The sequence below is a fragment of the Streptomyces sp. NBC_01267 genome (assembly GCF_036241575.1).
GTDB lineage: Bacteria > Actinomycetota > Actinomycetes > Streptomycetales > Streptomycetaceae > Streptomyces.
In genome coordinates this window covers 4,294,360-4,319,767 of record NZ_CP108455.1, presented here as the reverse complement: position 1 = coordinate 4,319,767, position 25,408 = coordinate 4,294,360, and the positions used below count along the sequence as shown (strand labels likewise).

24 protein-coding genes and 1 tRNA gene are annotated in these 25,408 nt (G+C 69.7%); 12 read left to right on the top strand and 13 right to left on the bottom strand.

Going from position 1 to position 25,408, the window contains the following annotated elements:
- Nucleotides 1–114: 114 nt before the first annotated feature.
- Both OG709_RS19875 and nth read right to left on the bottom strand, forming a co-directional pair.
- Complete coding sequence (locus tag OG709_RS19875; protein ID WP_250305535.1) at nucleotides 115–825, bottom strand: NUDIX hydrolase; 711 nt, start codon at nucleotides 823–825, stop codon at nucleotides 115–117.
- A gap of 55 nt (nucleotides 826–880) precedes the next feature.
- On the bottom strand, nucleotides 881–1,858 hold the full coding sequence (nth, locus tag OG709_RS19870) for an endonuclease III (RefSeq protein WP_329167237.1): 978 nt from the start codon (nucleotides 1,856–1,858) through the stop codon (nucleotides 881–883).
- A gap of 295 nt (nucleotides 1,859–2,153) precedes the next feature.
- On the opposite strand from nth, the gene OG709_RS19865 reads away from it, so the two are divergent.
- Nucleotides 2,154–2,828, top strand: a complete 675-nt coding sequence (locus tag OG709_RS19865) for a Crp/Fnr family transcriptional regulator (RefSeq protein WP_164258843.1) — start codon at nucleotides 2,154–2,156, stop codon at nucleotides 2,826–2,828.
- A 63-nt stretch (nucleotides 2,829–2,891) separates the two neighbouring features.
- Here the strand turns inward: OG709_RS19865 and OG709_RS19860 are convergent, their stop codons facing one another.
- The 4 genes from OG709_RS19860 to OG709_RS19845 all read right to left on the bottom strand — a co-directional run bounded on the left by OG709_RS19860 (nucleotide 2,892) and on the right by OG709_RS19845 (nucleotide 5,546).
- Entirely contained in the window at nucleotides 2,892–3,722 is an 831-nt protein-coding gene (locus OG709_RS19860) for an MBL fold metallo-hydrolase (RefSeq protein ID WP_250305536.1), read from the bottom strand.
- 123 nt (nucleotides 3,723–3,845) lie between these two features.
- Nucleotides 3,846–4,733 (bottom strand): NUDIX hydrolase, encoded by an 888-nt coding sequence (locus OG709_RS19855; protein WP_250305537.1) that lies wholly within the window; start codon nucleotides 4,731–4,733, stop codon nucleotides 3,846–3,848.
- 187 nt (nucleotides 4,734–4,920) lie between these two features.
- A complete protein-coding gene (locus OG709_RS19850) occupies nucleotides 4,921–5,388 on the bottom strand; it encodes a RidA family protein (RefSeq protein WP_250305538.1) in 468 nt (155 codons plus the stop codon).
- Complete coding sequence (locus OG709_RS19845; RefSeq protein ID WP_164258849.1) at nucleotides 5,385–5,546, bottom strand: DUF4177 domain-containing protein; 162 nt, start codon at nucleotides 5,544–5,546, stop codon at nucleotides 5,385–5,387. Before OG709_RS19845 ends, OG709_RS19850 begins: the two co-directional genes overlap by 4 nt.
- A gap of 71 nt (nucleotides 5,547–5,617) precedes the next feature.
- On the opposite strand from OG709_RS19845, the gene OG709_RS19840 reads away from it, so the two are divergent.
- Nucleotides 5,618–6,577, top strand: a complete 960-nt coding sequence (locus OG709_RS19840) for an ArsA family ATPase (RefSeq protein WP_250305539.1) — start codon at nucleotides 5,618–5,620, stop codon at nucleotides 6,575–6,577.
- On the top strand, nucleotides 6,574–7,944 hold the full coding sequence (locus tag OG709_RS19835; RefSeq protein ID WP_250305540.1) for an ArsA family ATPase: 1,371 nt from the start codon (nucleotides 6,574–6,576) through the stop codon (nucleotides 7,942–7,944). Before OG709_RS19840 ends, OG709_RS19835 begins: the two co-directional genes overlap by 4 nt.
- A 48-nt stretch (nucleotides 7,945–7,992) precedes the next feature.
- Here the strand turns inward: OG709_RS19835 and OG709_RS19830 are convergent, their stop codons facing one another.
- The gene (locus OG709_RS19830) at nucleotides 7,993–8,340 is read right to left on the bottom strand and encodes a WhiB family transcriptional regulator (RefSeq protein WP_250305541.1); all 348 of its coding nucleotides are present in this window, start codon (nucleotides 8,338–8,340) and stop codon (nucleotides 7,993–7,995) included.
- A gap of 426 nt (nucleotides 8,341–8,766) precedes the next feature.
- Between OG709_RS19830 and OG709_RS19825 the strand changes: the two genes are divergently transcribed.
- Entirely contained in the window at nucleotides 8,767–11,022 is a 2,256-nt protein-coding gene (locus tag OG709_RS19825) for a transglycosylase domain-containing protein (RefSeq protein WP_266641593.1), read from the top strand.
- Between the two features lie 234 nt (nucleotides 11,023–11,256).
- Here the strand turns inward: OG709_RS19825 and OG709_RS19820 are convergent, their stop codons facing one another.
- On the bottom strand, nucleotides 11,257–11,721 hold the full coding sequence (locus tag OG709_RS19820; RefSeq protein ID WP_266641594.1) for a GatB/YqeY domain-containing protein: 465 nt from the start codon (nucleotides 11,719–11,721) through the stop codon (nucleotides 11,257–11,259).
- Nucleotides 11,722–11,798: 77 nt separating this feature from the next.
- Here OG709_RS19820 and OG709_RS19815 point away from each other — a divergent pair, with 77 nt between their 5' ends.
- Together OG709_RS19815 and OG709_RS19810 are read left to right on the top strand one after the other, a co-directional pair.
- Nucleotides 11,799–12,737 carry a metallophosphoesterase gene (locus OG709_RS19815; protein WP_250305544.1) on the top strand — a complete coding sequence of 313 codons (939 nt, stop codon included), beginning with the start codon at nucleotides 11,799–11,801 and terminating at the stop codon, nucleotides 12,735–12,737.
- 87 nt (nucleotides 12,738–12,824) lie between these two features.
- Nucleotides 12,825–12,898, top strand: a tRNA-Pro gene (locus OG709_RS19810).
- A gap of 191 nt (nucleotides 12,899–13,089) precedes the next feature.
- Here OG709_RS19810 and OG709_RS19805 read toward each other — a convergent pair.
- On the bottom strand, nucleotides 13,090–13,950 hold the full coding sequence (locus tag OG709_RS19805; protein ID WP_015609461.1) for a hypothetical protein: 861 nt from the start codon (nucleotides 13,948–13,950) through the stop codon (nucleotides 13,090–13,092).
- 815 nt (nucleotides 13,951–14,765) lie between these two features.
- Here OG709_RS19805 and OG709_RS19800 point away from each other — a divergent pair.
- Entirely contained in the window at nucleotides 14,766–15,833 is a 1,068-nt protein-coding gene (locus tag OG709_RS19800; protein WP_329167223.1) for a hypothetical protein, read from the top strand.
- Here OG709_RS19800 and OG709_RS19795 read toward each other — a convergent pair.
- From OG709_RS19795 to OG709_RS19780, 4 genes are all read right to left on the bottom strand, one after another.
- Nucleotides 15,763–16,608 (bottom strand): PE-PGRS family protein, encoded by an 846-nt coding sequence (locus tag OG709_RS19795; protein WP_266922517.1) that lies wholly within the window; start codon nucleotides 16,606–16,608, stop codon nucleotides 15,763–15,765. The genes OG709_RS19800 and OG709_RS19795 overlap by 71 nt on opposite strands.
- Nucleotides 16,609–16,798: 190 nt before the next feature.
- Complete coding sequence (locus OG709_RS19790; RefSeq protein ID WP_266922516.1) at nucleotides 16,799–18,322, bottom strand: LacI family DNA-binding transcriptional regulator; 1,524 nt, start codon at nucleotides 18,320–18,322, stop codon at nucleotides 16,799–16,801.
- 30 nt (nucleotides 18,323–18,352) lie between these two features.
- Nucleotides 18,353–18,703, bottom strand: a complete 351-nt coding sequence (locus OG709_RS19785) for a helix-turn-helix domain-containing protein (RefSeq protein WP_266922515.1) — start codon at nucleotides 18,701–18,703, stop codon at nucleotides 18,353–18,355.
- 196 nt (nucleotides 18,704–18,899) lie between these two features.
- Entirely contained in the window at nucleotides 18,900–19,151 is a 252-nt protein-coding gene (locus OG709_RS19780) for a helix-turn-helix domain-containing protein (RefSeq protein ID WP_032791520.1), read from the bottom strand.
- A 623-nt stretch (nucleotides 19,152–19,774) separates the two neighbouring features.
- On the opposite strand from OG709_RS19780, the gene OG709_RS19775 reads away from it, so the two are divergent.
- The 5 genes from OG709_RS19775 (at nucleotide 19,775) to OG709_RS19755 (ending at nucleotide 25,344) form a co-directional block, all read left to right on the top strand.
- Nucleotides 19,775–20,692 carry a hypothetical protein gene (locus OG709_RS19775; protein ID WP_329167219.1) on the top strand — a complete coding sequence of 306 codons (918 nt, stop codon included), beginning with the start codon at nucleotides 19,775–19,777 and terminating at the stop codon, nucleotides 20,690–20,692.
- A complete protein-coding gene (locus tag OG709_RS19770; protein ID WP_266922513.1) occupies nucleotides 20,689–21,387 on the top strand; it encodes an ATP-binding protein in 699 nt (232 codons plus the stop codon). The genes OG709_RS19775 and OG709_RS19770 overlap by 4 nt, the downstream gene beginning before the upstream one ends.
- Before the next feature lie 176 nt (nucleotides 21,388–21,563).
- A complete protein-coding gene (locus tag OG709_RS19765) occupies nucleotides 21,564–22,778 on the top strand; it encodes a hypothetical protein (RefSeq protein ID WP_329167216.1) in 1,215 nt (404 codons plus the stop codon).
- Between the two features lie 542 nt (nucleotides 22,779–23,320).
- Nucleotides 23,321–23,608: a plasmid mobilization relaxosome protein MobC gene (locus tag OG709_RS19760; protein ID WP_266922511.1), complete on the top strand. Its 288-nt coding sequence runs from the start codon at nucleotides 23,321–23,323 to the stop codon at nucleotides 23,606–23,608.
- Complete coding sequence (locus OG709_RS19755; RefSeq protein WP_266922510.1) at nucleotides 23,605–25,344, top strand: relaxase/mobilization nuclease domain-containing protein; 1,740 nt, start codon at nucleotides 23,605–23,607, stop codon at nucleotides 25,342–25,344. The genes OG709_RS19760 and OG709_RS19755 overlap by 4 nt, the downstream gene beginning before the upstream one ends.
- Nucleotides 25,345–25,408 lie beyond the last annotated feature (64 nt).

Below are 25,408 nucleotides of genomic sequence, written 5' to 3'. Positions count from 1 at the left end.
CCGGTCACGGCCCTCCGGCCGGTGGTCCGGCCGCTCGGGGGGTCGCTGCGGATCGCAGCGTCGCCCGAGTGGCCCAGTACGGCGCCCAAGTGGCCCAGTACGTCGGCCAGCCTGTCATGCGCGCCAGTCGAGCGGGACCTGCTTCGTGCGGTCCCACGACCGCTCCCAGCCCGCGAAGTGCAGAATTCTGTCGATCACTCCTGCGGTGAAACCCCAGACCAGAGCGGATTCGACCAGGAACGCGGGGCCCCGGTGGCCGCTCGGGTGGACCGTCGTGAACCGGTTGGCGGGGTCAGTGAGATCGGCCACCGGAACCGTGAAGACCCGGGCGGTCTCCCCGCTGTCCACCGCCCGTACCGGACTGGGCTCGCGCCACCAGCCGAGGACGGGCGTCACGACGAACGCGCTCACCGGGATGTAGAGCCGGGGCAGCACACCGAAGAGCTGCACACCCGCGGGGTCGAGCCCGGTCTCCTCCTCGGCCTCGCGCAGCGCCGCCCGCAGGGGACCCGTCGTCTGCGGATCGCCGTCCCCGGGGTCCAGGGAGCCGCCCGGGAAGGACGGCTGTCCCGCGTGCGAACGCAGACTGGTCGCCCGCTCCATCAGCAGCAGCTCGGGCCCGGAGCTGCCCTCGCCGAAGAGGATCAGCACGGCGGACTGCCGCCCGCTGCCGCTCTCCGGGGGCAGGAAACTGCTGAGCTGCTCGGGCCGCACCGTCCCGGCCGCCCGTGCCACGGGCGCCAGCCATCCGGGCAGCCCGCTGTCCGTCACGGCGACCGGGCCCTCCTGGGCCCGGCCGGTGTGGGTCTCTCCCGCGCGCGTCATCGGCACCCCCGCTTCTCCCAACGACCGCGGCCGGTCTGATCGTTCCGCCCTGCTGTCACCCGGCCCCCATCGGAGGAGCGGGCTGCCCCGGGTAGTCCGCCGGGGGCTTCAGCCGCTGGCCGGGCCGCCCGCCCTTCTCGTACTTCAGGAGCTTCTGCGCCTTCTCCGGGTCGGTCTCGCCCTCGCCGTACGACGGGCAGAGCGGGGCGATCGGGCAGGCTCCGCAAGCCGGTTTGCGGGCGTGGCAGATGCGGCGGCCATGGAAGACGACCCGGTGCGAGAGCATCGTCCAGTCGCTCTTGGGGAAGAGCGCGCAGACCTCCGCCTCGACCTTCACCGGGTCCTCCTGCTCGGTCCACTTCCAGCGGCGCACCAGTCGGCCGAAGTGGGTGTCCACAGTGATGCCAGGAACCCCAAAAGCGTTACCAAGTACGACATTTGCCGTCTTCCGCCCGACGCCGGGCAGCTTCACGAGATCCTCTATCCGGCCCGGCACCTCACCGCCGAAGTCGTCCCGGAGGGCGGCGGAGAGCCCGAGGACCGATCTGGCCTTGGCCCGGAAGAACCCGGTCGGCCGCAGGATCTGCTCCAGCTCCTCGGGGTCCGCAGCCGCCATGTCCTCGGGGGTCGGGTACTTCGCGAAGAGGGCAGGGGTCGTCTGATTGACGCGCAGGTCGGTGGTCTGGGCGGAGAGGACCGTGGCGACGAGCAGTTCGAACGGGTTCTCGAAGTCGAGCTCGGGGTGGGCGTACGGGTAGACCTCGGCCAGCTCCCGGTTGATCCGGCGCGCCCGGCGGACCAGGGCGGCGTGCGACTCCGGCCTGGGGATCTTGACGGGTTTCACGGACGCGGCGGGCTCGGCGGACGCCGCCGGCGGCTTGGCGGGCACGGTCGCCTTCGCGGGTCTGTCGGGCGCGGTCGCCTTCTTGGGCGCGGTCGCCTTCGCGGGTCCGTCGGGCGCGGTCGCGTCCTTCGCTGCGGGCTTCCTCGCCGCGGCCTTCTTCACTACAGCCCCCTTCACCGGTTTCGTCACTTTCGCGGCCTCTTTCGCCCGGGTGGGCGTCTGTTCGCCCACAGCTGAATCGTGACTCGCCGACACCCGTTCAGCCCCCTTGTCCCGTGCTCTCACCGGCGATTTGGACACCCGGCCAGCCTAGAGCCCGGCACCGACATCCACCCCGGTCACAGCCAATCACCAACCCAATCGGCCCCCTCCCGCACAAGCCTGGACCCCGGTGCGTCAAACTTGTGACTGATCACACTGATTTACCCGTCCGGCATGATGGGGTCCAGCCGGTCCCCTGAGCAGGTCGACAAGGAGAGAACTCGTGGACGACGTTCTGCGGCGCGCCCCGCTCTTCGCGGCGCTCGATGACGAGCAGGCCGCTGAGCTGCGCGCCTCGATGAGTGAGGTGACGCTCGCCCGTGGCGACGCCCTCTTCCACGAGGGCGACCCCGGCGACCGCCTCTATGTGGTCACCGAGGGCAAGGTGAAGCTGCACCGCACCTCCCCCGACGGCCGCGAGAACATGCTGGCGGTGCTCGGCCCCGGCGAGCTCATCGGAGAGCTGTCCCTCTTCGACCCGGGCCCCCGTACGGCCACGGCGTCCGCGCTCACCGAGGTGAAGCTCCTCGGTCTGGGCCACGGCGACCTCCAGCCCTGGCTGAACGTCCGCCCCGAGGTGGCCACGGCCCTGCTGCGTGCCGTCGCCCGCCGCCTGCGCAAGACCAACGACCAGATGTCCGACCTGGTCTTCTCGGACGTACCCGGCCGGGTCGCCCGTGCGCTCCTCGACCTGTCGCGCCGCTTCGGTGTGCAGTCGGAGGAGGGCATCCACGTCGTTCACGACCTCACCCAGGAGGAGCTGGCCCAGCTGGTCGGCGCCTCCCGCGAGACGGTCAACAAGGCCCTGGCGGACTTCGCGGGACGCGGCTGGCTGCGCCTGGAGGCCCGTGCGGTGATCCTGCTGGACGTGGAGCGCCTCGCCAAGCGGTCCCGCTAGCTCCTGCCCGTACAGCTGTGAAGGGGGCGTCCTGCCGGTCGGCGGGGCGCCCCCTTCGCGTGCTCAGATCAGCCCGTGCTCCCGCAGGTACTCCAGCTGTGCCCGCACCGAGAGTTCCGCCGCGGGCCACAGTGAGCGGTCGACGTCCGCGTACACCTGCGCCACGACCTCCGGCGCCGTCGTGAGGCCGTTCTCGACGGCCGTCTCCACCTGGGCGAGCCGGTGGGCGCGGTGCGCGAGGTAGAAGTCGATGGCGCCCTGCGCGTCCTCCAGTACCGGCCCGTGGCCCGGCAGCACCGTCCGCACCCCGTCGTCCACCGTCAGCGAGCGCAGCCGCCGCAGCGAGTCCAGGTAGTCGCCGAGCCGCCCGTCCGGGTGCGCGACCACGGTCGTACCGCGGCCGAGGACCGTGTCACCGGTCAGGACCGCCCGGTCGGCCGGGAGGTGGAAGCAGAGCGAGTCCGCGGTGTGGCCGGGCGTCGGTACGACCCACAGCTCCAGGCCGCCGGTGGTGATGACGTCCCCCGTGCCGAGCCCCTCGTCGCCGAGCCGCAGCGCGGGGTCCAGCGCCCGTACGTCCGTACGCGTCAGCTCGGCGAACCGTGCCGCACCCTCGGCGTGGTCCGGGTGCCCGTGAGTCAGCAGGGTCAGCGCGACCCGCTTCCCCGAGCTCTCGGCGGCGGCGATCACGGCCCGCAGATGTACGTCGTCGAGCGGACCGGGGTCGATGACGACGGCCAGGTCCGAGTCCGGCTCGGAGACGATCCAGGTGTTCGTGCCGTCGAGGGTCATCGCGGAGGCGTTGGGCGCGAGGACGTTGACCGCGCGGGGAGTGGCCGGCCCGGACAGGACACCGCCCCTCGGCTGGCCGGGGAGGGCTGCTGCGTCGCTCACGCGGGGGCTCCTGTCGTACGGGCCGTTGCCTTCGGCCGCCTTGCCGTCCGGGCTCCTGCTGCCGGGGTCCCGGCCATCGGGGTCCCGGCCGTCCCGGGGAATGTCGTCACGAGGACCGCGCCGTCACTGCGGGGCTCCCGACGCCGGCAGCCGGCGGGTGAACTCATCATGGCCCGGCCAGCTCAGCACCAGCTCACCGGCGTCCAGGCGCGCCCGCGCCAGTACCGGCGTGAGGTCCTGCGTGGCCGCGCCCGCCAGCGCCTCGGCCACGGTCGCGTACGGCTGCAGGGAGCGGAGGGTCGAGATCGTCGGGGGCATCATCAGCAGCTCCCCCTTGTCGTACCGGCCGGCAGCCTCCGCGGGCCGGATCCACACCGTGCGGTCCGCCTCGGTGGAGGCGTTGCGCGTCCGCTGCCCGGCGGGCAGCGCGGCCACGAAGAACCAGGTGTCGTACCGCTTCGGCTCGAACTCCGGCGTGATCCAGCGCGCCCACGCGCCCAGCAGATCGGAGCGCAGCACCAGCCCGCGGCGGTCCAGGAAGTCCGCGAAGGAGAGATCGCGGGCGACGAGCGCCGCGCGGTCGGCCTCCCAGTCGTCGCCGGAGAGGTCGCCGACCACGGTGGTGCCGGTCTCCCCGGCGAGGAGCACGCCCGCCTCCTCGTACGTCTCGCGGACGGCCGCGCAGACGATGGCCTGGGCCGAGGCCGCGTCGACCCCGAGCCGTGTGCCCCACTCCTCGCGGGCGGGCCCGGCCCAGCCGACCGGCCGGTCGTCGTCGCGGGGGTCCACGCCGCCGCCGGGGTAGGCGTAGGCGCCACCCGCGAAGGCCATGGAGGTACGTCTGCGGAGCATGTGCACGGCGGGGCGCCCGTCCGCCGCTGTGTCCGCCCGCCCGTCCCGCAGGAGCATGACGGTGGCGGCCCGGCGGGGTTCCACGGCGGTGAGCTCGCCGGATGCCAGGGCGCGGATGCGGTCGGGCCATTCCGGCGGGTACCACTGACCATTGGACATGGGCGGAGGCTAGCCGCTCCCGCCGTGATGTTCGAGAGGGGCGCCGGACCGGGCCGCCCCGGAGAGCGTCAGGAAGGGCGGACGCCCGGAACCGTGCCCGTCGGGAAGAACGGGACGTCAGGAACGCCCGTCCGTCGGTCCCGTCGGAGAGTGCGGGACGGGGCGCCTGCCCCAGCCCCGCCCGCCCCTACGCCCGCAGCTCGACCTGGATCTCCACCTCGACCGGTGCGTCCAGCGGAAGCACCGCGACGCCCACCGCGCTCCGCGCGTGCACCCCGCGGTCGCCGAGCACCTCGCCCAGCAGCTCGCTCGCGCCGTTCAGCACGCCCGGCTGGCCGGTGAAGTCCGGGGCCGAGGCCACGAATCCGACCACCTTCACGACGCGCTCGATGCGGTCCAGGTCACCGACGACCGACTTCACCGCGGCCAGCGCGTTCAGCGCGCAGGTCCGCGCGAGGTCGTGGGCGTCCTCCGCCGTGACCTCCGCGCCGACCTTCCCGACCAGCGGCAGCTTGCCCTCCACCATCGGGAGCTGGCCCGCCGTGTACACGTACACCCCGGACTGCACGGCCGGCTGGTACGAGGCCAGCGGCGGCACGACTGCGGGCAGCGTCAGCCCCAGCTCGGTCAGCCGCGCCTCGACGACCCCGCTCATGCGGACTTCTCGCGCTTGAGGTACGCCACCAGCTGCTCGGGGTTGTTCGGTCCCGGCACGACCTGGACGAGCTCCCAGCCGTCCTCGCCCCAGGTGTCCAGAATCTGCTTCGTCGCGTGCACCAGAAGCGGCACAGTCGCGTATTCCCATTTGGCCATACGGCGACTGTAGTCGCTGTCACCGACAGCCTCCGGCGTAGTACCGCACCCGACTGGTTAGGCTCGAATACGTGAGCAGGCTTCAGGTCGTGAGCGGCAAGGGCGGGACCGGAAAGACCACGGTCGCCGCCGCACTCGCGCTCGCCCTCGCGACGGAGGGCAAGCGCACGCTCCTCGTGGAGGTCGAGGGCAGACAGGGCATCGCCCAGCTCTTCGAGACGGAGGCATTCCCGTACGAGGAGCGGAAGATCGCGGTGGCCCCGGGCGGCGGGGAGGTGTACGCCCTGGCGATAGATGCCGAACGCGCCCTGCTCGACTACCTCCAGATGTTCTACAAACTGGGCAGCGCGGGCCGGGCCCTGAAGAAGCTCGGCGCGATCGACTTCGCCACGACCATCGCCCCGGGCGTACGGGACGTGCTCCTCACCGGCAAGGCCTGCGAAGCCGTGCGCCGCAAGGACAGGCAAGGCCGTTTCGCGTACGACCACATCGTCATGGACGCACCGCCCACCGGCCGCATCACCCGGTTCCTCAACGTCAACGACGAGGTCGCCGGGCTGGCGAAGATAGGGCCCATACACAACCAGGCCCAGGCCGTGATGCGGGTCCTGAAGTCTCCCGAGACGGCGGTGCACCTGGTGACGCTGCTGGAGGAGATGCCGGTGCAGGAGACCGCCGACGGCATCGCCGAACTGCGCGCCGCCGACCTGCCCGTGGGGAACGTCATCGTGAACATGGTCCGCCCCGCGCTGCTGGACGAGCAGGCCGTACGGACCGTGTCGGGCGACCGCCGCAAGGAGGTCGCCAAGGCGCTCACCCGGGCGGGCATCAGCGGCTCGGCGAAACTGGTCACGCCTCTGCTCGCCGAGGCCGTCGACCACGCGGAGCGGGTCGAGCTGGAGCGCGAACAGCGCGCCGTACTGGCCGCGTTGGAGCTCCCCACCTATGAACTCCCGCTGCTGGGCGAGGGAATGGACCTGGCCGGGCTGTACCAACTGGCGACGGAACTGCGGAGGCACACGACGTCATGACCCTGGACCCCGTGCCCCCGCTCGACATCGACCCCCTGCTCGACGACCCGGCCACCCGCATCATCGTGTGCTGCGGCTCCGGCGGCGTCGGCAAGACCACGACCGCCGCCGCCCTGGGCGTACGGGCCGCCGAGCGCGGCCGGAGGGCGGTCGTCCTCACCATCGACCCGGCGCGCAGGCTCGCCCAGTCCATGGGCATCGACTCGCTGGACAACATCCCGCGCCGGGTGGAGGGCGTGAAGGCCACCGGCGACGGCGCGCTGCACGCCATGATGCTGGACATGAAGCGGACCTTCGACGAGATCGTCGAGGCGCACGCGGACGGTGAACGGGCCCGCGCGATCCTGAACAACCCCTTCTACCAGTCGCTCTCCGCGGGCTTCGCCGGCACGCAGGAGTACATGGCGATGGAGAAGCTCGGCCAGCTGCGGGCCCGCGACGAGTGGGACCTGATCATCGTGGACACCCCGCCGTCGCGCTCCGCGCTGGACTTCCTGGACGCGCCGAAGCGCCTCGGGTCGTTCCTGGACGGCAAGTTCATCCGGCTGCTGATGGCTCCGGCGAAGGTCGGTGGCCGGGCCGGGATGAAGTTCCTCAACGTCGGCATGTCGATGATGACCGGGACGCTCGGCAAACTGCTCGGCGGTCAGTTCCTGCGCGACGTACAGACCTTCGTGACCGCGATGGACACCATGTTCGGCGGTTTCCGCACCCGCGCCGACGCGACGTACCGGCTGCTCCAGGCGCCCGGCACCGCGTTCCTGGTGGTCGCGGCCCCGGAACGGGACGCGCTGCGCGAGGCCGCGTACTTCGTGGAGCGGCTGGCCTCCGAGGGCATGCCGCTGGCCGGTCTCGTACTCAACAGGGTGCACGGCAGCGGCGCCGCCCGGCTCTCGGCCGAGCGGGCGCTGGCCGCTGCGGAAAATCTTGACGACAGTCGCATTGTGGATCAGGAGGCCGGGAATGAAGGAGTTCGTGACTCCACGGTCACCTCTCCCGAGCCCGCCGAGACACCCCTTGCGAAGCCTCTGACGAAATCGCTGTCCACACCTCTGCCGGAACCCGAGTCGAAAGCTCTGCCGAAACCCGTCGGGGCCTCCCCCGACACCTCATCCGCGGCCACTGCCGGGACATCGGAGCCCGCCCCACCGGAGCCCGGCGTCGACGCGCTGACCGCGGGGCTGCTGCGCCTGCACGCCGAGCGGATGCAGGTGCTCGCGCGCGAACAGCGGACGCGCGATCGTTTCACCGCGCTCCACCCCGAAGTACCGGTGGTGGAAGTGGCTGCCCTGCCCGGCGATGTGCACGACCTCGCGGGGCTTCGGACCATCGGTGATCGCCTCGCGACCGGTCGTTCCCCGGCCTGAGTCCACTCCTTGCGCCCCGGGCGCTCCACGCCTGTCGCGGCGAGCGGCCTACCCCACGGCGGCGTACGTCTCCTCGAACGCTTCGTCGTCCGCGACGATCGCGGGCAGGATGCCCGAGCTCCGCTCGTACTCGGTGCGCGCGGTCTCCAGCAGCCGACGCCACGAGGTGACGGTGGGGCGCCGGCGCAACAGTGCGCGCCGCTCCCGCTCGGTCATGCCACCCCACACGCCGAATTCGACGCGGTTGTCGAGCGCGTCGGCCAGGCACTCCGTACGCACCGGACATCCGGTGCACACCGCCTTGGCCCTGTTCTGCGCTGCCCCTTGTACGAACAGTTCGTCCGGATCCGTAGTGCGGCAGGCTGCCTGCGCACTCCAGTCAGTTACCCAGCCCATCCCGGCGCCGTCCTCTCCCGAATTCGAGGCTCCCCCACGGCGGCAGCGGCATATTCACCGCTGCCAGTTGAGGACGTTACGGAAGGTGGGCACAGCGCAACACCCCCGTCGGGCCCAATCTTGGATGGCCCGAACGGACTATGCGTACGCGGCAGATCACCCAACGGAGTGACCCGAGGACATAAGCAACAAGCCCGGGAAACCGGGACGGTTCACCCGCGCAACATCGGACGCGAGGTGATGCATGGGGCGTATTCGGACATGCATTCACCCCATTCGGGGAGGGTGAATCCGTGTCGGGGGTCTTGATACCGAACAGCGCTGCTGTGACAGTTGGGTGCAGCTTAGGCCAAGGCATATCCGCGTGTCCGGCGAATGAGGGCTTCTCCTCAACGCTGATTCTTCTCGACCACGTAGGCTGCCCCCATGCCAAAGAAGCGCTCCGGCGGGGGTCTCACGACGACCCAGCAGGCCGCCAAATTTCTCGGTGTCGCAGCGCTCTCCGGAGCTGTACTGGCGGGCATCGCGCTGCCGGCAGCGGGAGCGCTGGGGCTCGCGGCCAAGGGCACCGTCCAGGGATTCGACGAGATCCCGGCCAGCCTCAAGACTCCGCCGCTCAGCCAGCGCACCACGATTCTCGACGCCAACAACGACCCGATCGCGACGGTCTACGAGCGCGACCGCACGGTGGTGAAGCTCAAGGACATCTCGCCGTACATGCAGAAGGCGCTCGTCGCGATCGAGGACGCCCGGTTCTACGAGCACGGCGCGGTCGACCTCAAGGGCGTGCTGCGCGCGGTCAACCGCAACGCCCAGGAGGGCGGCGCCGCCCAGGGCGCGTCGACGCTGACCCAGCAGTACGTCAAGAACGTCTTCGTCGAGGAGGCGGGCGACGACCCGACCAAGGTCGCCCAGGCCCAGCAGAAGAGCCTCGGGCGCAAGGTCCGCGAGCTGAAGTACGCGATCCAGGTCGAGGAGTCGCTCGGCAAGAAGAAGATCCTTGAGAACTACCTCAACATCACCTTCTTCGGCGAGCAGGCCTACGGCATCGAGGCCGCGTCGCACCGCTACTTCTCCAAGTCCGCGAAGGACCTGACGGTCGGCGAGTCCGCACTGCTCGCCGGTCTCGTCCAGTCACCGACCCGCTACGACCCGATCAACGACATGGAGGAGGCCACCAAGCGGCGCAACACCGTGCTGCAGCGCATGGCCGATGTCCATGACATCTCGCAGGACGCGGCCGACAAGGCGATGGGCACCCCCATCAAGCTGAAGGTCACCCAGCCCCGGAGCGGCTGCATCACCGCCGTCGAGGGTGCGGGCTTCTTCTGCGACTACGTACGCAAGGTGTTCCTCACCGACCCCGCCTTCGGCAGGACCGAAGCCGACCGGCAGAAGCTCTGGGGAGTCGGCGGGCTGACCATAAAGACCACGCTCGACCCCAAGGCGCAAGCCGCCTCCAACCAGGCGGCGACCTCCCGGGTCAACAAGACCGACAAGATCGCGGACGCGGTGGTGCAGGTCCAGCCGGGCACCGGCCGGATCCTGGCGATGGCCCAGTCCCGCCCGTACGGCCTGGACCAGTCGAAGCACGAGACGGTGCTGAACCTCGCCGTCGACAACAAGATGGGCGGCACGTACGCCGGCTTCCAGGTCGGCTCGACGTTCAAGCCCATCACCGCGGCGGCGGCGCTGGAGAAGGGCATCAGCCCCGCGCAGTCGTTCACCACGGACTCGAAGATCTCGCTGCCCGGTGAGAGTTTCCGAAGCTGCAGCAACCAGCCCGTCGACGACCGCCCCTGGTCCGTCGGGAACGAGCTGCCGACGGAGAAGGGCACCTTCGACATGACGAGTGCCCTCGGCAAGTCCATCAACACGTACTTCGCAAAGCTGGAGCAGAAGACCGGCCTCTGCGAGACGCTCACCATGGCGGACAAGGTCGGCTACATCCGCGGCAACAACAAGCCGCTCCAGGCCGTCGCCTCGACCACCCTCGGTGGCCAGGAGTCGACGCCGCTGGCGATGGCCTCGGTGTACGCCACCTTCGCCAACCGGGGGACGTACTGCTCCCCGATCGCCATCGAGTCGGCGACGGCACCCGGCGGCAAGCAGATCCCGGTACCGAAGTCGAAGTGCAGCCAGGCGATGAGCCAGCACACCGCGGACACGGTCAACCAGATGCTCAAGGGCGTGGTCGAGGACGGCACCGGCACCAAGGCCGGCCTCAGCGACCGTGACAACGCGGGCAAGACGGGTACCACCGACGAGCGCAAGAACGCGTGGTTCGTCGGCTACACGCCGAACCTGTCCACGGCCGTCTGGGTCGGCAGCGACGGCTCCCAGCAGATCCCGATGTCCAACATCACCATCGGCGGCCAGTACTACGACAAGGTCTGCGGTGGCTGTCTCCCCGGTCCCATCTGGCGGACGGCGATGACCGGCGCGCTGTCCTCGGACACACCCGCCTTCAACCCCGTCGATGTGCCGCGCGGCAAGAGCAAGGACGCCGGTGACCACAGCGGCGACCCGAGCGGCAACGGGAACGGGAACGGCAACGACAACGGCGGAACCGGTGGCGACAACAGCGACGGCGGCAACACGGGCAACGGCGGCACCCCGCCGGGCACCGGCATCTCGTTCCCGCCGGGCTTCATCGGCGGAAACCACGGCCACGGGAGGTAACCGAGCCGGTGGTGGTACGTGAGAGGGGCGCCCGGTCTTCTGGACCGGGCGCCCCTCTGCGTGTGCGAGCGCCTGCGCGCACCTGCGTTCCTGTGTACCTCTGTGTACCTCTGCATGCTTACGCACCTGCTGATGCGGGGGCGCGCGGCCAGGCCTCCCCGCTGGACAGCGGCGTCGGCGTCGGCCGGACCGCGGTGTCATCCGGCACACGGGCTCCGAGCCCTCGCCGTCGGCTCAGCTCGTGAGGCGCTTCTTCACCTCGGCCGCCACCCGGCCGCCCTCGGCCAGACCCGTCACCTTCGGGTTCACGATCTTCATGACGGCCCCCATGGCCCGCGGCCCTTCCGCGCCCGCCGCCTTCGCGTCCTCGACGGCCTGCGCGACGATCGCGCCCAGCTCCTCGTCGCTGAGCTGCTTCGGCAGATACGTGGCGAGCAGCTCGCCCTCCGCCTTCTCCCGCGCGGCGCTCTCGGTACGGCCACCCTGCTCGAAGGCCTCGGCCGCCTCACGACGCTTCTTGGCCTCCTTGGCGATCACCTTCAGCACCTCGTCGTCGGAGAGCTCACGCGCCGACTTGCCCGAGACCTCTTCGTTGGTGATCGCGGAGAGGGTCAGCCGGAGCGTCGAGGAGCGCAGCTCGTCACGCGCCCTGATGGCTTCGGTGAGTTCTGCATGCAGCTTGGACTTGAGCGTGGTCATGCGGCCCAGTGTCGCAGGTACGTCCCCGGGGCCGCCCGCAGATTTTGTGGCGGCCCACTGTCTGCGACGATGGAGGTATGCGCGCACGCTATGGGACCCCGCTCAAAGTCACCGCAGGAATCACGGCCGTTGGCGTGGCCGGCATCGCCTATGCCGCCGGTTTCGAGGCGCGCTCGTTCCGCCTCCGACGGGTCACCGTGCCCGTCCTGCCACCGGGTGCCCGGCCCCTGCGCGTACTCCAGGTCTCGGACATCCACATGGTGAGCGGCCAGCGGAAGAAACAGCGCTGGCTCCAGTCCCTCGCGGGCCTGCGTCCCGACTTCGTGGTCAATACCGGGGACAACCTCTCCGACCCGGAGGGCGTTCCCGAGGTGCTGGACGCGCTGGGGCCGCTGCTCGAATTCCCCGGCGTGTACGTGTTCGGCTCGAACGACTACTACGGGCCCAAGTTCCGCAACCCGGCGCGCTACCTCTTCGAGAAGGCGCAGGGCAAGCACGGGCTGAACGGCAAGGCCCCGGCGACCGGCGTCGTGCACAACCCGTGGGAGGACCTCCGCGACGGTTTCGACGCGGCGGGCTGGGTGAACCTCACCAACACCCGTGGCCGCCTCAAGCTGGACGGCCTGGACATCGCCTTCACCGGCCTGGACGACCCGCACATCAAGCGCGACCGGTACGCCCAGGTGGCAGGCGGCCCCGAGGAGGGCGCCGACCTCTCCCTGGCCGTGGTGCACGCCCCGTACCTCCGCGCACTGGACGCCTTCACGGCCGACGGCTACCCCCTGGTCCTGGCGGGCCACACCCACGGCGGGCAGCTGTGCATCCCGTTCTACGGCGCGCTGGTCACCAACTGCGACCTCGACACGGACCGGGTCAAGGGCCTCTCCGCCCACGAGGCCGGCGGCAACCGCTCGTATCTCCACGTATCAGCGGGCTGCGGAACGAACCGCTACACACCGGTGCGCTTCGCCTGCGCACCGGAGGCGACCCTGCTGACACTCGCGCCCCGGCACTGACGTGGGGGGACCCGGGGGAAACCGGATTTCGTCTCAGGGCTCGGGTCCGCTAAAGTAATCGATGTCGCCGCCACAGCGAGCGACAATCGGGGTGTAGCGCAGCTTGGCAGCGCGCTTCGTTCGGGACGAAGAGGTCGTGGGTTCAAATCCCGCCACCCCGACAGCTGAAACACCAGGTCAGGGGCCTGATCCACTTAGTGGATCAGGCCCCTGAGTGGTTTCCGGGGGCGTCTTGGGAGCCGTTTGGGAGCCGATCTCAGGATCCGGCTCCCAGGGAGCCGCGATTGAGCCTGCCGAGCAGAACCTCGACGCGACACTTACGGGACGGACGCCCGGCGGAGCCTCCCCGCGGTCAAGCAGCGGACTCCACCCCGGGGGCGGAATCCTCCGGCGGGTCGAGGAGTCTGAAAGCGCAGTCTCCCGGACGCCGCCCCAAGCGCTGGACCATGAGAGCGCCGAGGAGCGCTGTCCCCGGGCCACACACCGGTCCCGCATCCGTGCCGACATAGAACAAACCGTTCTCGTCCGGCTCCCGGCCCTCGTGCTCGGTACCGGCGGCCAGCGCGAGGCAGAAGCCGAGGAGATCGACGCGCAGGCCGACGGCCAGGTCACCTCGAAGGAACACCAGCGGGTGTGCCAGCCCTTCACTGTCGTAGCCGGCGGAGACGACGGCACCCAGCCCGTCGGGTAGCGGGTACATCTCCTCAGGGATGTCCTCCACTACGCCCTTCATGTCGACGGCAGCAAGCTTCAGGAGCTCCGTGAGGACCTCTTCGTCGCTCCGCCACCCGTCCTTCGGCGCCCAGTTTCCATCCTTGTAGAGATGGAGGACATCGGCCGTCGCGTCCGGCGGGTCTCCCAGCACCAAGTCCGCCAACACGTCGCTCGGCTCCTTCACCACTACACCTTGGCCTTCTCGCTGCGGCCAGAGGACCAGGTGAGGGAAGGGACGGTGAATGTATCGAGCGAGAAGCGACCGGATGGCAACCGACAGTTCTTGCTCGCTGAGGCCGGGGCGCACCAGCACGCAGATCCGGTCTGGAAGGACGGCCAATGCAGCCTGCATGCCGTGCTGCCCGAGGTCGATCTCGACTGCCTGTGTGTTCATCGCATCCAGCAGTACCGGCAGTTCCAATGCCCAGGCGTCATGCGCTCGGATCCTGCCCTCCCCATGGGTTCCCTCGGGTGCGACTTGCACTGCTTGCTTCTGCATAAGGTTCCCTTCCTTCGTTTGAACCGGGTCACCCAGTCTTGGTCCGGTTCACAGCGAGGAAGGCGTAAAGTCGTGAAACGCCTTGTCGTGCGCATCGCGCCTGCCACGCTCACAAGCGCCAGGTCGCATTCAGGCGAATTGATCCCACAGGAACCCCTCGTAGGGAACCTGAGCGAATTTTTTGATACAGGTTGTGCTGACGCGAGCACACACGGTACGACCGTGCCATGCACCGTTGGTCGCCACTCAATGATCGCCAGCTGGTCCTGCTCACCCGCATTGGGGAGGGGACGGAACCTGTTACCTCAGACAGCCCGGAACTTGCCGCCACCGCTCACGCCCTCAAGGGGCGGGGCTTGATCATCATGCCGAAGCAGGGCGGGAGGTGGCAGGCGGACATCACCAACGACGGACGTTTCTACTTGGAGCACGGGCACCACCCGGACCGGCCGGAGCGGACTCCACGCAGGCAGCGTTCGGCGGCCCCCAAGCTGACACCACAGGCTGGCCCTCCCAGCCGACAGACAGCGCCCTCGTCTGCGGCTGCGAAGCCCTCGCGTCCCTCACCGGCCTCGATTGGCGCGGCCCTGATCACCCAAGTGCAGGAGGCCGGCCGCTTCCTCCGTATCCCGAACCCGAGCGACGGGGAGCGGGCCCGCTACCGGCGAGCATTCGATGCTGCGCGGCAATGCGCCCCCGAGGGGTACCACCTCAAGCACACGGGGCGGGAGAGGGGTGATTTCGTTCTCGGCCTGCTCAGGGTGACCGGCGAGGACGACACCGAGTGGAATCGGATTCGCCTGGCTCGTAGCCGCGTGATCACCGACGTTGAGGACGTGGTCGCGGCGGTCACCGCAGACCACAGTGCCTTTGAGATCTCCGAGGAGGTCCTCCCCCGGGTGATCGCACTGCTCCGTCTCCTCACCGAGCAGGCCCTCGTTCGCCATGGCGAGATCGCGGTGTCCAAGAAGCGCAGGCAGGCGCGCCCCCTGCTGACGGTCCACGGCAGGACGTACGAGGTCAGCTTCCGCGAGCGGCAGAAGCAGGTCAGGTACGTGCCCAAGCAACCGGGCCGGCGTACATACGACTGGCAGCGGGTTGCTCCGGCGAACCGGTCCGAGCCGTCCGGCGAGCTGGAACTGCATCTCAGCCAGCAGTCGGGCTACGGATCCGGATGGAAGAAGGACTGGGCCGACACCGCCAAGAAGTCGCTGGAGGACCAGATCGGTTCGGTATTCCGCGCGCTCAAGGCACACGCCGAAGAGGAGGAACGGGCTCGGTTGGAACGCGAGGCTCAGCAGCGGCGGCTGCGGGAGGAGCGGGAAGCGGAGCAACTGCGACTGCGTGAGGAGCGGGAGCGGGAGGAGAGAGAGCGCCGCCTACAGGAAGCGGAGGAGATGCAGCGCAGGCAGCAGGAGTGGGAGGCCGCTGTCAGCGTCGCGACGATCAAGGCCGTGGACGCGGTGCGGGTCGAGCTCTTCAGTACGGCCTTGGAGCACTGGCGGACTGCGGGGGAGATCAGGGATTTCTGCTCAGCGCTGGACAAGGCCGCTGCCACGTCGAGCGACGGCCTCGACGCCGAAAGGCTGCGGGAGTGGTCGGCGTGGGGGAAGGCCGAGGCCGAGCGGCTCGACCCCACTGCGCGCGGCAGGGGACTTACCGGCCACGGCTTCCATGCGCAGCCGACGGGCGACCAGATGCGGCCGTTCCTCGACGGCTGGCACCCGCAGCGTCCCGAGAAAGTGGAGTCGGTGGAGAAGCCTCAGGTGGAAGTCGCGTCACCCAAGCCGGAGCCGGACCGGCGGCACGACTTCAGCGACGAACGTCTGGATCAAGGCTGGAGATATGGACGCCCAGCTCGCGCTCAATGGTGGAGGCGATGAAGCCGTGTCCGCGGTCACGTAGGGTCGTCACCGCCCGCTCGACCAGTTTCCCGAGCCGGATGACCTCCGCCCGCAGGGCGACCAGTTCGTCATAGCGCTCAGACTTGTCCTCGCCGCACCAGGCCCGCACGGTCCTCAGGACGGTCGCTTCGGCGTCCAGCTTGCGGTCATCGCGACGGCTGTAGGAGGAGTACCAAGAACCCTGGGCGCGTTCCTGCTCAAGGCTCTGCTGTTTGCGGTCCACCTCCGGCAGGATCGTGTCGGCGAGACGTTCGGCCACATGGCGGGCGAGACGTTCAGTGACTGGCCAACCTGCAAGGCAGTGGCCGTCGCGGTTCTCGTGGACCGCAGGATCGTCCCGCAGTTTCGCAGGGTCCATACCGACGAGCGGTGCGGTCTCATCCAGTCGGCCCATGTCCAGGATGCCGGCGTCCTGGACGCCTCGCCGCAGGCGCAGTTTGCTCTTCGGTCTGACGAACCCGAGGATCAGCCGCGCGGCCTCGAACTCCGCGCTGCCCCTCACGTGTCGCGACGCCTCGGCCAACGCCAACTCCGCCGCGTCGTCCGCGTGGAACTCTTCGGCCTCCGCCCACGGACCCACGAGGCACGTGGGGTTGACCCATTCCTGTAGCCCGGCGGCGTCACCGTCAAGGAACCGCACGTGGACCCCGCCCGTCCTGCCGGGGCCGCCGACACGAACAATCTCTACCTGGTGAACCGCGCTGCCCAGGTCCTTCGGCCTCACGCGATACGCCCAGTGCTCACCCATTTCCATGCGTCTATTGAGCCAGGTCTGCTGGCACCAGCGCCCGCCGATTCACCAAAACCACCAGGCGGAATCTAGCAAGCGCCCCAGGTTCCGTCGGCGTGGTCAGGATCGGTGGGTAGGCCCATCCCTTCGAGCGACGACGAAGCGCTCGTACGCCTGCACCCCCGTGGGGCACAGGCGTAACTCGCTACCGGTGTTACTCCAGGCCGCGTGCTTGCCTGCGTACGTGCAGAAGGTCGCGGAGCACGCGCACCGATGATGTGGGACACATGGCCAGCCGCGAGTCGAGAGCTGCCTCCCACTGCTCTGTCATCCCGGCCATCAGCCGCTTGCGCATGCCCGGCGTGACGTGGGCATAACGCGCCGACACAGAGCCGTCAATGTGGCCCATGCGCTGGTCCATCAGGACCTTCTCGGTGCCGAGGTCCTCCATCACGGTCCTGTGGGTGTGGCGCAGTCCGTGAGGCGTGAGGCCCTTCGCGACCGGGAGCCAGCAGGCGTCGGCCCGGTTGCCGGCGCCGCGTCCCCGTACGGGGACGCCGGGCCACGGCTCGCCGAGCAGGGGGACGGGGCGCGCTTCCTGCGGGGCCTTCTTCGGGTACCAGCCTGACACCGCCGGGGTGAACAGCCAGGTCCCGAAGCCGTTCCTGCGCCAGTGCGCCGCATGTTCCGCCACGACTCCGCCACGCACGAACCCGAGGTCGTTGACGGCCCTCTCCACCCGTGTGCGGGTGGCGTCGGCGACGCGGTCAGGGTGGTTGAGGACGTTGGACACCGTTCCCGTGGAGACCTCAGCCCGGCGTGCGACGTCGACGAGCTTCGCGCCCTGGTGCCCTCCGGTACGAGCCGCGCCTTGGCCACGGAAGACGTAGGTCCTGCCGTGGCAGGGGCAAGGTGTCGGCTTCGTTCGGGCGATGTGGTTGGCGACCAGGGCGGACAGCCAGTCCATCGAGTCGAGGGTGCGATAGCTGTCGTCCTTGGGCGGGCAGCGCACCATCTCACCCGAGTCGAGCTCGTAAAGCTGCCACTCGACACGGACGGATCCGGCGCGAACGAACTCTGTCTCCAGGCCGACGACTTCGCCCCAGCGCATGCCGGTGTATCCCTTGAGCACCACGGCGACGAACTCGTCGTCGCGGCCGGACAGCAGGGCTGCCCGTTCGGCGGTGAGCAGGACGCCGAGCGGATCGGTGACGACCTTCTCCGGGCCTCTGTCACGAGAGCGGCCCGCACGCTTGCCCCGCCCGCGTCGCCTGGTCGCCGGGTTCGACGTGATCAGACCTTCGTCGATCGCGTCCTCGAAGATCAGGTGGAACGTGGAGCGCCAGGTCTTCACGCTGGAGGCCGCGTACAGGGCCCTTTCCTTCTTCTCCCACCGGTCAACGTCCGAGCGCAGGATGCCGGCGAGCGCATGGTCCTCGAAGTCGGGGAGGAGGTGCTCCTCGATGTGGCGCTTGTAGTTCTGCATGGTCGAGGCGGCCAGGTCCTGGGCCTCGTACCAGCGACTCGCGTACTCGCCGAACGTCTCCTGCCCCAGGGCGGGGTCGCGCCAGTCGCCGCGTCGGTACTTGTTCTCGGCCTCGCTCGCTGAGCGCTGGGCCTCGCCCTTCGTGGCGAACTTGATCGTCTTGCCTTGCTCGTCGACGACCGTGAGGTGCTTGCCGGGAGCGGTCTTGTATCGGGCACGCCAGTAGCTTCCGCGCTTCTCCGCGAAACCCAAGTACGTTTCCTTCCTCTTCGGTGCGGTGTTCTACGCGGCGGTGTCGAATGCGGCTCGGTCGGATCGGCGGGGCGGCCTGGCGCGCAGGCGGCCGGAGGGTGCACCCGGCTCGGGGGCGCTGGAGCGTCGGGCAGGGGCCGCAGGCGGGGCGCCGGGGGACGGTGGCCGCGCAGCGACGGCCGGTCGCTCCTCGTGGAGGCGGATGATCTCGGCGAGATGGGCGGCGGTGAAGCGGTAGGCACGACCCACTCGGGCGAAGGGGATCTGGCGACGGCGGGCGCGATCCTTGACCCACCAGGCAGAGCAGCCGAGCACGGCGGCGACCTCGTCGGGGCGGTAGAGGCGGGCCGGTGCGACCTCGGCGCCTGTTTGCTCAGCCACGCGGGATCGCCTCCTTCGCGGTCCGGCGGCGGAAGGGCGACAAGGCAGGGGGAATGGCCTCTTGGCGCAAGGGAGTTCCTTCTCTGGCGCGGTGGTGTGACCCGTGACACGCCGGTTGATCTCTTGGTACGGGCGAGGTGATGTGAGCGGGCGCTGCCGGGTGTTGGCCCACCCGGACAGCGCTGCAAGGGCTTCGCTAACTCGTCTCGGCGAGCAGCGTGAGCGGCGAGACGTCGAGAGCGGCTGCGATGGCGACGAGGTCATCGACGTCGCAGCGGCGCTGCCGGCATTCGATGCGGGACAGCATCGTGATGGTCATGGGGCGGCCGAGCGCAGTCACCCGTTCGGCCAGCTGGCGCTGAGCGAATCCGCGCGCTGCGCGGGAACGGGTTATGGCTTGGGCGGTCAGCACACCGGCCGGACCAATTCCCAGGGGGATTTCAGGCATGCGTCTGTTGTAGCTCCGCATTGCCGGTTTGGGTAACCGGCGATCTGCTGCTATGTTCCACGTCTTTTTTGTCAGATCTGGTCCCCGGAACCCGCGAGCGACGCAACATAGACCGGAATCCGGCGCTGACCAAATGCCTGTGCTCGCCCGGAAGGCGCGCTGCCTTCAACTGCGCTGGCGTGGGTTGTTGCATCACGCGGTCACGTCAGACCGATCGCCGATGCAGGCAGACGGCGATTCACCAGTCGCCCTATTTGTGCCACTTCTAGGTCAACCGCTAATTCGGGTCTACCGTTATAGGGAAGCCGCGCACGACGCGTTCGCCGAGAGCTGTTTGCTTTCTCGGCGGAATGCTGGACTTGCACGGGGAGGGTGTGGCTGTCTTGGCCATGCACCCGGAACACCTTGCGACTCCGAGCACATGAAAACCCCCGGCGGGCCAACGCCGGGGGTCAGGGAGTCCCTACCGATATCGCCCGTACCTGAACGATCAAGACGGTGGCGGTCACAACGCCACCGGGTGAGGAACCGTCTATGCCCCAACAAGCTACAGCCCTCGCGGCCGTAGTCGCATCCTCGTCGCCGAAGTCGCCCGCTCTGCCCACGAAGGCGGGGCGATAGGCATGGCGCGGATACGCACGATCAAGCCGGAAGCCTTCATCTCCGAGTCGCTCGCCGCGGTGAGCGTCCACGCCGAGCGGACCTTCTTCGGCCTCCTCACCCAGGCAGACGACCACGGCCGTTTCCGGGACCAGGCCGCTGTCATCGCCGGCGCCCTGTGGTCCCTGCGCCCCGAACACGGCCCTCTGGAGGTCGAGGACGACCTCACACAGCTCGACGGCGCCGGTCTGGTCTGCCGGTACGAGGGTGACGACGGCAAGCGCTACCTGCACATCATCACCTGGGCTCGCCACCAGAAGATCAACCGGCCGAGCGGCAGCCGCTGCCCGGCCTGCCCGCGCCATCAGGGAAGCCGATCCACCGAGCCGGCCTCGCCTGTTCACGGTGTCCTCCGTGAACAGGACGCGAGCCCTCACTATGGAGGACCTGAGGGGTCCGGTGAATGCAGCGAGCCGTCCGTGAACCGGGAAGTTGCAGGTCAGGGCAGTTTCAGTGAGCCCTCACCACAACGCCGGGAGATGGCGGTGAGGAATCAGGGTCCGGATCTAGGACCTAGGATCCTGGATCTAGGATCACCTCCGGTGGGGAGCGCAAGCGCCCCCGCGCCACCCGCCATCTCGGGCGCGATCTCGGCCAGGGACCTGGTCGGCGAGTACGTCGCCTCCTGCGAACACCGGCCGCCCAGCGACGTAGTGGGTCGCCTGGGCAAGGTGGCCGGCAAACTGCTCGGCGAGGGCATCTCGGCCGAGCACATCCGCGCCGGGATGAGCCGCATGCGGGCCAAGGGCCTGTCCGCGAACCTGCTGCCGAGCCTGGTCAACGAGGCCATGAACGCCCCTCAGGCACCTGCCGCCCCGCACCGTGCGTGGACCAACCCGGCATCCGCTGACGTCGAGGCGGCCTACGGAGGCCAGCTGTGACCACAGCCACCACCAGCCGGGAACCGCAGCGCATCAGCTCCCTGGCAGCCCGTCTCGACACGATCCTCGCCGACCGGGGCATCGATGCCACCGCCGTACCCGCCGAGGCGCCCTCTGAGCGGGTGACCGCCCTGGAACTGGCCGAGGCGCGCATCCCACCTCGCTACCGCGATGCCCTCGCCGGCCACGATCAGGTTGTCGCCTGGGTTGACGAGGTGGCCCTCGCCGCACGGCCCGGCCCGAGCGGCACCCGGGGCATCGCGCTCGGACCGTCCCTGCTGATCGCCGGCCCCACCGGCACCGGCAAGACGCACCAGGCGTACGGCGCGGTGCGGTCGCTGCTGACCGCCGGTGTGCGCCTGCGGTGGGAAGCCGCCACTACGGCCGACCTGTACGCCCGCCTACGCCCACGCGCCGGCCACGACGCCGAGCGAGACCTCGCCACTCTCAGCACCTGCCCGCTGCTGATCCTGGACGACCTCGGCGCGGCCAAGCAGTCGGAGTGGACCGAGGAGATCACGTACCGGCTGATCAACCGCCGCTACACCGACCTGCTCCCCACCCTCCTCACGACCAATCTGCCGACCGCCGCGCTGCGCGATGCCGTCGGCGACCGCGTCGCCTCCCGTCTCGCCGAGATGACCACGACCGTCGTCCTCACCGGCGCAGACCGCAGACGCCGACCCCACGCCTGACCGCACGGCGCCGACCCACCTCACCCCTTCCCCACGCCGCCCGCCCGCGCCCACGCCTGCCCAAACGGCGCGGCGGCCTCCCTGGAGACCCCTGCATGACGCAACTCGCCCTGCCCACATTCGGGCACTGGACCTCAACGTCTCTCGCCCCTACCGCCCTCCTGGGCACTTGCACGATGCTGCTGCTCGGCTTCCTGATCAGCCGGCGCCCTACCCGAAACCGCAGCAGGCACCAGCCCGGTACACCTGCGGTCAGGGTCGCCGCACTGGCCGCGGTCGGCTGTACCGCCTACAGCGCAGACAACAGCTGGCGGTTCGCCGCCGACTACCTGGACATGAGCGGTACCACCGAGCGCGTCGCGATGTTCGCCGCCGCCGAACTCGCCCTCTTCGCCACGGCGCTGCTCGCGCGGCAGAATCTGCACGGGCCCAAGCAGGCTCCCGGCCTGCCCGGAACCCTGACCTGGGTGATCACCGCCGTGCAGGTGATCCCCGCATACGCCGAGTCAGGCGTGGTAGGCGGCACAGTGCGAGCCTTCGTCGGCCCGATCATGGCCGCCCTGCTCTGGCATCAGGCCATGGGCATCGAACTGCGCATCCGCACACCCGAGGGCGCTTCCCACAGCGTGCTCGCCCGGGTCGGGCGCGAAGCACGTGAGCGCCTTCTCTCCCGCCTCGGTATCGCCGCACGCGATCGTGATGCCGCCCAGATCACCCGCGACCGGGCCACCCGCAAGGCCGTCGCCCTGGCCTCTCATCTCGCGGAGCGAACTCAGAGGCAGCGCGCCGGCTGGCGAGGTCGGCGCACTTCACGACGACTTTCACAGGCCATCGCCCAGGCCGCAGTGGGCATCGACCAGCAGCAACGCGAAGTGCTGCTGCAGCAGCTCGCCGTCCGCCGTCACGCGGCAGCGCTGGCCACCATCGAACTCGCATCGCCTTGGACTGCTTCCCCCTTGGATGGGGGCACGACGCATCGCGGCGAGACAACGACGCTCCGGCGCAGCCAGCCGAGTGCCGACTACCCCATGCAGGGCGAGGAGGCCACGGAACACCCCGCCTCCGGCCTTCGCTCCGAGCTCCTGCCTCCTCGATCCGTGCAGAACCGACTTCCCCTGCACGATTCGGCCCCCACTCGCGAGACCGCCGAGTCGGCCCCCGAGGTCGACGTCCCCGCCGCGCAACGCTACGGACGTCCCCCCGGCGCCGAAATGGAGGAACTGCTCGCGATCGGCCGCAGGGCTGTCGCTACGCAGGGAACAGCCACTCGCGCCGTGCTGCGGAACGCCATTCGCGCGGCCGAGCTCACCATCTCCGAAGACCGGCTCACCGAACTCAAGGCCCTCCTAGCCGCAGAGCACGAGGCCAAGAACAGCATCCCGACAGGCTGACCGGATATCCGGTCAGCCCCCGGATGCCCGCACGGGGACCTGTGGACCAGCCACTCCGTCTGGTCCACGGCCCCGCCTCATTCGCGTCGCTCTGCCAGGCACGCACGGCTCTCCCCCGCGCTTTCCCACTCGAACCAGCGGGAGGCGGGGCTGCTGCCCGTCCGACGGCCTGGTGCGCTCTCCCCATCCCCTACCAGGAGCTGATCTCCATACAGGACTCGTACCCCAACAGCCCCGTGCATCAGAACGCGACCCACCCCACGCCAGCCCAAAGCGGAGCAAGTTGGAGGTTCGGACACTCCCCCGCAGGGGGAGCATCCGAACCCGGCCCCGCCCCGGGGGTGGCGGGGTCCGACCAGCGCCAGGGGGCGCCGGACGGAAAGGCTGCGACCGGGGGCGGATCGCATCCGACTACGGCCGTCCGCAAGCGCAGCCCCAAGGGAAAATCGCGACCGCGCGACAAGAAGCAGCGTCCCGCCCAGAGCGTCCGACTCAACGAACGCGAACACACAGTCATCCAGGCCGGCGCCGACGCCGTCGGCATGAGCGTCGCCGGCTTCCTCGCCCACTCCGCCTTGGCCGCCGCCCGCGACCAGACCCGCACCGCCGCAACCATCGCCGCCGAGCAGGACATCCTCACCGAGCTCTTCGCCACCGGACGCAAGCTCGGCTGGGCCGGCAGCAACCTCAACCAGATGACCAAGGCCCTCAACTCCGGCGGCGATATCGCCCGCATTGAGGAAACCCTCGCCGCCGTCCGCCACGCGGCCACCGCGACCAGGGCGGCCGTCGAGCGGATCAACAACCGGCAGAAAGACGAGACCGCTTGATCCCCCGCATCCACAAGCAAGGCAGCAGCACCCGCGGGCTGCTCAACTACCTCTACGGCAAAGGCACCCGCGAGGAGCACGTCGACCCGCACCTGGTCGCTTCCTTCGACTCCATGGCACCCGACCCCGGCCGCGACCCCTCCGCGACGAAAGAGGATCTCCAGCTGCTTCTCGACCAGCCACTGCACCTGCTCGACGAAGGCCAGCGACCCGACCAGCACGTGTGGCACTGCTCCGTACGCGCAGCAGGCACCGACCCCATTCTCAGCGACGAGGAGTGGGGCGACATCGCCCGGCGCATCGTGGCCGCCACCGGCATCGACCCCGGCGGCGTAGACGACGCCGGGTGCCGGTGGGCCGCCGTCCGTCACGCCGACGACCACATCCACATCATCGCCACCCTCGTACGCGAGGACGGCCACCGCCCCAACCACCACCGCTCCGGCCAACGCGCACAGGCCGCTGCCCGCCTCATCGAAGCCGACTACGACCTGCACCGTGTCGCCCCCGGCGACGGCACTGCGGCCAAGCGCCCCACCAGCGCCGAGCGCCACAAGGCCGAACGGCAAGGGCAAGAGCGCACGGCGAGGGAGAAGCTACGCGAGACCGTACGCACTGCCTCGGCCGGCGCTGCCTCCACGGATGAGTTCTTCGACCGTCTGGCCGCCGACGGTCTGCTAATCCGCAAGCGCATCGCACCGTCGGGCGACCTGCTCGGCTACAAGGTCGCGCTGCCTGACGACCGCAACAAGGACGACGAGCCGGTCTTCTACGCCGGCTCCACACTCGCCCCCGACCTGTCCCTGCCTCGCATACGCGAACGCTGGGCCCTTCACGCGGAGGCGGACACCGAGGGCGAGCGTGAGCCGGTGCAGCCCGCTCTGCCACCGGTGACCCATCCCGCGTTCGCTCGGCGCCGGGCTGCTGCTGCCACCTGGCAGGCTCTGCTGATCATTGATCACGGTGACGACGGCATGGCAGCAGCGCAGATCGCTGCGGCGGGAGAAGTCCTGGACGCACTCGCCAAGACCTCTGCCGTCCACACCCGTGCTGAACTCCGGCAGGCGGCCTTCGCGTTCGAGCGGGCCAGCCGCTCCCACATCCGTGCCGTACGCGGGCATGACCACGCCCTGCGACAGGCCGCCCACGATCTCGTCCACAGCGGCCCCGCCCTCGGCCGCGGCGAAGACGGAGCCACCACGGCGATGGTCATCGACATGGCCGTCTTCCTCGCGATCACTGCGGCCAACTGGCACGCCAGGAAGCACCACGGCCAGCAAGCCGCTGCGGCCCGGCAAGCCGCCGAGCACCTGCGCGCCGCCTACCAGGCCGCCGCAGCCCACCCCATCGCCGCCCTCCGCCAGCGTGGCCAGCGTCTGACGCCGCAGATCCGGCAGCGGCACGCCGATCTCCTGCACCACGTGCTGCCGGAGCTCGCGGATCGAATCGAGGCCGAGCCCGGCTGGCCGGCCCTGTCCGCCACGCTCGCCGACGCCCGGCAGGCAGGCCAAGACCCGGCCGCACTGCTCGCCGAAGCCACCCACCGTCGCGAGCTCGACACCGCCGACTCCATCAGCGACGTCCTCGTCTGGCGCCTGCGCCGAAGCGCCCATCTGCCTGCCGCGCCCGAAAGCCCTCCGGCGACGACCGCCCGAGACAGCCGACGCGCCTCGCCGTCAAACCCCGCCACACCACCGGCGGCCAGGGCAGCGAACCACTCCAGCCGTCGGCCCTGACCCGGAAAAGCGGGCGCAACATAGCCGACGATCGTCGGTTAGCCAAACCGGTGATTCTCCAGAC

Coding starts and splice junctions, on each gene's coding strand:
- OG709_RS19875 (WP_250305535.1), bottom strand. CDS start 825: ATGACGCGCGCGGGAGAGACCCACACCGGCCGGGCCCAGGAGGGCCCG.
- OG709_RS19855 (WP_250305537.1), bottom strand. CDS start 4,733: ATGTCCAATGGTCAGTGGTACCCGCCGGAATGGCCCGACCGCATCCGC.
- OG709_RS19850 (WP_250305538.1), bottom strand. CDS start 5,388: ATGAGCGGGGTCGTCGAGGCGCGGCTGACCGAGCTGGGGCTGACGCTG.
- OG709_RS19845 (WP_164258849.1), bottom strand. CDS start 5,546: ATGGCCAAATGGGAATACGCGACTGTGCCGCTTCTGGTGCACGCGACG.
- OG709_RS19835 (WP_250305540.1), top strand. CDS start 6,574: ATGACCCTGGACCCCGTGCCCCCGCTCGACATCGACCCCCTGCTCGAC.
- OG709_RS19830 (WP_250305541.1), bottom strand. CDS start 8,340: ATGGGCTGGGTAACTGACTGGAGTGCGCAGGCAGCCTGCCGCACTACG.
- OG709_RS19825 (WP_266641593.1), top strand. CDS start 8,767: ATGCCAAAGAAGCGCTCCGGCGGGGGTCTCACGACGACCCAGCAGGCC.
- OG709_RS19820 (WP_266641594.1), bottom strand. CDS start 11,721: ATGACCACGCTCAAGTCCAAGCTGCATGCAGAACTCACCGAAGCCATC.
- OG709_RS19815 (WP_250305544.1), top strand. CDS start 11,799: ATGCGCGCACGCTATGGGACCCCGCTCAAAGTCACCGCAGGAATCACG.
- OG709_RS19805 (WP_015609461.1), bottom strand. CDS start 13,950: ATGCAGAAGCAAGCAGTGCAAGTCGCACCCGAGGGAACCCATGGGGAG.
- OG709_RS19795 (WP_266922517.1), bottom strand. CDS start 16,608: ATGGAAATGGGTGAGCACTGGGCGTATCGCGTGAGGCCGAAGGACCTG.
- OG709_RS19780 (WP_032791520.1), bottom strand. CDS start 19,151: ATGCCTGAAATCCCCCTGGGAATTGGTCCGGCCGGTGTGCTGACCGCC.
- OG709_RS19775 (WP_329167219.1), top strand. CDS start 19,775: ATGGCGCGGATACGCACGATCAAGCCGGAAGCCTTCATCTCCGAGTCG.
- OG709_RS19765 (WP_329167216.1), top strand. CDS start 21,564: ATGCTGCTGCTCGGCTTCCTGATCAGCCGGCGCCCTACCCGAAACCGC.
- OG709_RS19760 (WP_266922511.1), top strand. CDS start 23,321: ATGAGCGTCGCCGGCTTCCTCGCCCACTCCGCCTTGGCCGCCGCCCGC.